General features: G+C 45.8%; 1 protein-coding gene. It reads left to right on the top strand.

From position 1 onward, the window contains the following. Nucleotides 1-142: 142 nt before the first annotated feature. A partial coding sequence (gene mobQ / locus N518_RS0115310) for a MobQ family relaxase (protein WP_026444495.1) occupies nt 143-1344 on the top strand: 1202 nt, incomplete at its 3' end.

Below are 1344 nucleotides of genomic sequence, written 5' to 3'. Positions count from 1 at the left end.
CTATATGTATAGTAATGTTTTCCTCGAAGAGCGCACTTATGCAAACTTCGTTTGCAAGTCCGATTGGGGAAACCCCAATACCCCGACAACCGTATCCACGGTTGTATTTCACTACGTGAAAATTTAAAAGCGAAAAAAAGGCATGGCGATTTACCACTTTTCAGTCAAAACCGTAGCACGATCAGCAGGGCGTTCCGCGACTGCTGCAATCGCCTATCGGGCCGGTGAAAAGATTTATTGCGAACGTGAAGGCCGAGAACATGACTACAGCCGAAAAACTGGCGTGGAATATAAAGAGATTTATTTACCCAAAGACGCACCAGAGCATTTAAAAAACCGGGAAAGACTCTGGAATGAAGTAGAACAGCGAGAAACACGAAAAAACTCGACAGTTGCCCGGGAATTTGAAATCGCTTTTCCAAGTGAATTAAATCAGGAACAACGCCTGGCCATGCTCGAAGAACTATGCGCCAGTATCGTGGACAGACATCAGGTGGCCGTCGATGCCTGTATCCATGCACCGCATACCGGATCCGGCAGTGATGAACGCAATTATCACGCCCATATCCTGATGAGCACACGTAAGCTCACTCCGGAAGGTTTTACCGAGAAAACCCGAGAACTGGATCAGAAACACAGTGGAGAAATTGAACACTGGCGCGAACACTTTGCCGATATCTGCAATATGCACCTGGATCTAGCCGGATACACCGCCCGAGTCGACCATCGCAGCTACAAAGACCAGGAGAATGGCCTGGAAGCCACCCTGCACGAAGGACCGAAAGTCACCGAACTACGCCGAAAAGGGATTGAGACCGAAATCAGCCGCAGCAATGATGAAATCAAACAGAGAAATCAGGCTCAGCTGCAATACGGCAAAAATATGGATCTGCTGATTGCTGAAAATGAGATCAAACTCAGCACACTGAAAACTGAACAGCAGATCCAAATCAAAAATAGCGCTAAAACGCCACCAATTGACGAAAAAGCCCTGTTTGAGGAAAAACAGAGGGAAACCCTTGGCAAAGTGCTAAAACGCGAAATCAGCGCAAAAGAGGCGAATCTAGACCTGGATTTTATGCAGGATGTTTTTAAAAAGGCAGAAAACACCCTAGGCAAGATGCAAAAGCATAAAAACGAGTTTAGTCAGCAGCTCGCCCAAGACATCGTGAAAAGCGGACTCAAGCAAAGTCATGACAAATTGCAAAGCCTAGTCGATCAACATAATGAATTAACCCAGAACAAACCCTTACTGTTTGGAAAAAAAGCTTGGGAGGCACAACGTGATGCGATTTACCAGGAACACAAACAACTGAAAGGCAGACATGAATACCAGAAAAAAAA

It is taken from the genome of Acinetobacter sp. UNC436CL71CviS28 (assembly GCF_000620525.1).
GTDB classification, from domain to species: domain Bacteria; phylum Pseudomonadota; class Gammaproteobacteria; order Pseudomonadales; family Moraxellaceae; genus Acinetobacter; species Acinetobacter radioresistens.
The sequence above is the reverse complement of the archived record's forward strand: the minus strand, read 5'-3'. Positions and strand labels throughout refer to the sequence as shown.